The sequence below is a fragment of the Gammaproteobacteria bacterium genome, assembly GCA_019911805.1.
In the GTDB taxonomy this organism is placed as follows: Bacteria; Pseudomonadota; Gammaproteobacteria; order Thiohalobacterales; family Thiohalobacteraceae; genus JAHJQQ01.
On sequence record JAIOJV010000087.1, the window covers coordinates 1 to 3,574 of the forward strand.

Annotated in this window: 1 protein-coding gene; it reads left to right on the top strand. The window is 62.8% G+C overall.

Going from position 1 to position 3,574, the window contains the following annotated elements:
• Positions 1-189 precede the first annotated feature (189 nt).
• On the top strand, positions 190-3,471 hold the full coding sequence (locus tag K8I04_11090) for a DUF6531 domain-containing protein (GenBank protein MBZ0072253.1): 3,282 nt from the start codon (positions 190-192) through the stop codon (positions 3,469-3,471).
• Positions 3,472-3,574 lie beyond the last annotated feature (103 nt).

Below are 3,574 nucleotides of genomic sequence, written 5' to 3' on the forward strand. Positions count from 1 at the left end.
GGGGGGGGACTGCTGACCCTCGGTTTGTTGCTGGCAAGTGGGCAGGCGGTGGCGGTTCACCAAGTATGTGAATACGATCAAGAGAACGTCTGTCAGATGACGGTAGACGGAAGACCGATCGGCTGTAAGGTTACGACAATCAAAACTTGCTGGTGGGAAGAAGGATCAGACGCCTCCGATTTCGAACGCATGCTCGGCAGGAGTTCTTCCAACGGTTTCAACGATACTTTCCTGTTTCCGGGCAGTGGTGGTGCTGGTAGCGATCGCCAGAACGAGGTTGAAGTCGCCCTCGCGGTCAAGGAAAGCTCCTTGCCCGATTCATGTGAGATAACCGGGAGACCGGTCGAAATTCCCACCGGCGACAAGCTCATGTTCGAGCCGGATATCCTGCTTCCTGCGGATGCGGGCGTGCTTGCAGTGTTCCGCACCTACCGCAAGTCCCAAGGGTATCCCGGCGTCCTTGGGCGAGGTTGGTCAGGCAACTTTGAACATACGCTGGTGTTTGAATACGCTGACGGCAGCCAATGCGCCGGGTCCTTGGCCAGCACCCGCACCTGTTCACAGACTGCGCTGACGAATATCTATCTTGCGGATGGCGCAAGCGCGATCAAATTCACGCCTGCCGGGAGCGACATATGGTTGTCGAAAACCAAGAGCATCGTGCGGGACGGTTCAAGCTGGCGTGTGGAATTTCCAGACGGAAGGCAGTGGAAATTCAATGGTGCCGGGCAACCCCTCACCATCAAGGACGAACGCGGCATCGGCCTGACCTACGCCTACAACGGCAGCGGCGCGCTTGCGACCATCACCCACACCTCCGGGCGCGCGCTGTCGTTTGCGTGGACGGGCGGCAAGGTCAGCGCCATCACCGCGCCCAATGGCAAGGTCTACAGCTACGGCTACAACGCGGCCGGCTATCTGGTCAGCGTCACCTATCCGGACGATCTGGGCACGCGCAGCTACCACTACGAAGATTCCCGTGATGCCAGCCGGCTCACCGGCATCTCCATCAACGGCCAGCGTTATTCCCGATACGCTTACCAGGCCGATGGTCGGGTGGCTTGGTCGGGGTTGGAAAACGGCGTGGAGCGCAGCACCTTCGCCTATACGCCCACTACCACCGCAGTCACCAACGCCCTCGGCCAAACCACGACCTACTACATCAGCGAGACCGACGGCGCGCGCCGGATCGTCGGTGTGGAGCGCCCCGCGTCGCCCACCTGTTCAGGCAGCATGGCCGAGTCGTTCTACGACGCCCATGGCAATGTGACCTCGGAGAAAGATCAGTACGGCGTGCAGACGCAGTACGTCTACGACGCCGACGACCGCCTGACCCGCAAGACCACCGGGATCGGCCCGAACGGCGAGACCGACCAGCAGCAGATCACCGAATACGTCTGGGATGCCGTGCGCAAGGGCCGACTGAACCAGATCAAGGTCTATGGCAGCAGCACCAACCAGCCGCTGAATACCACCAGCTATGCCTACTACCCCGACGGTGACGCCCGCGCGCGCCTGCTGCAATCCGTCACCGTCAGCAATCAGGGCGGCGGCGATGTCGGCACGCTGACCACCAGCTACGCCTATACCCTGCATCCCAACGGCATGGTCGCCAGCATGACGGTGGACGGACCGCTGGCGGGCAGTGGCGATGCCCTCACCTACAGCTACGACACCGCCGGCAACCTGCTGACGGTGAAGAATAGCCTGAACCATACCGTCACCTACGCCAACTACAACGCGCTGGGCCAGCCGGGAAAGATGACCACGGCCAACGGGGCGGTCACGCAGTACACCTACAACGCGCGCGGGCAGGTGCTGACCGAAGCGCGCACGGTCAATGGTGCAGCGCAGGTGACAGCAACGACCTACGATACCCAAGGGCGTCCGGTGCGGGTGACCCTGCCGGACGGCAACTGGGTTGACACCGGCTATGACGTGTATGGGCGCGTGACGTCGGTGTACAAGAGCTATGCCTCCGAAGACGGCGATCCGGAGACCATCAACGAAGTGACGACGGAGCGACAGACGTTCACCTACAACCTGCTCTCGCAGCCGACAACGGTCGAGCGCAGCACGCGGTATACGGGAAGATGGATAGACCCGATGCCGTCTCTGCTCCAGGGGATACGCGACGGCGGTCATAGCTTCCCGATTCCGTTCGACTACACCGACCTCCACCAACGCACCACCTACGTCTACGATGCGGGTGGGTTCCTGAGCCAGCAGCACGGCGAACACGGCCAAGTGACGACCTTCCACTACGACGCCAACGGCGATCTGAACCAGACCACCGACGCGCAGGGCAATACCACCAGCTACGCCCACGACCGCCGTCGTCGAGTATCGGCCATCACCGATGCGGCGGGCGGCACCACGCAGATCCAGTACACCGCGCTGGGCCAGACCGCGCAGGTGCGTGATGCCCGGAACAACGCCACCAGCTACAGCTACGACGGCCTGGGCAATCTGCTCAGCCAGACCAGCCCGGACACCGGCACCACCACGTTCAGCTACAGCGCGGTCGGGCAACTGCTCCAGACGAAGAAAGCCGACCTGAGCCTGACCAATTTCACCTATGACACGCTGGGCCGGCTCAAGACCCAGGCCAGCGGCAGCCAGACTCGAACCTTCACCTACGACACCTGCACGGGCGGCAAAGGCCTGCTGTGCACCGCCGTCAAGACCGGCGGCACGGGAACCACGGCCAGCTTCACCTACACGCCCTGGGGCCAGATCGCCACCCGCAAGGACAAGACCGGCACCGTCACCGACACCACCAGCTACGCCTATGACGGCATGGGCAGGCTGACCACCATCGGCTACCCCAGCGGCATCAGCGCAGGCTACGGTTATGCCGACGGCCATCTGGCGACGATCACGGCCACGGTGGGCGGCGTCACCACCACGGTGGCCACGCTGGATGGCTATCAAGCCTTCGGCCCGCCGCTGTACCTGCTGTACGGCAACGGCCTGTGGCGGCAGAGCAACTACGACAGCGACGGCCGCCTGACCGGCATCAGCACCCGCGACACCCTGCCGCTGCAAAGCCTGACCTACGGCTTCGATTCGGCAGATCGCATCACCGCCATCACCAATGGCGTGGATGCCGACCAGAGCCAGCAGTACCAGTACGATGCGCTCTCAAGGCTGACCCAAGCGGCACTGGCCGGCGGCAACGTCGCCACCTATGGCTATGACGCGGTAGGCAACCGCAGCAACGCGGGCAACACCAGCCCGGCCAATACGACGGCCTACAGCTACGCATCCACCAGCAACCGCCTGCTGCAATCATCGACCAGCGGCCTGACCCGCAGCTACACCATCAATGCCAACGGCGACATCACCGCGTTCACCAATGCGGCAGGCCAAGTCAACACCCTGGGCTATGATCCCTTCGGACGGCTGGCCAGCCACACCCGCACCGGCACCACCGTAAGCTCCCCCGTCAAGCGGACATTTCAGAAGTAGAACATCTGGCGGATAGATTGCGGTACTCGATGGGTGTCATGCCGTTGAGTGCGTCGTGCTCGCGGTGCTCGTTGTAGTCGATGAGGAACCGCCACGTGGCTTC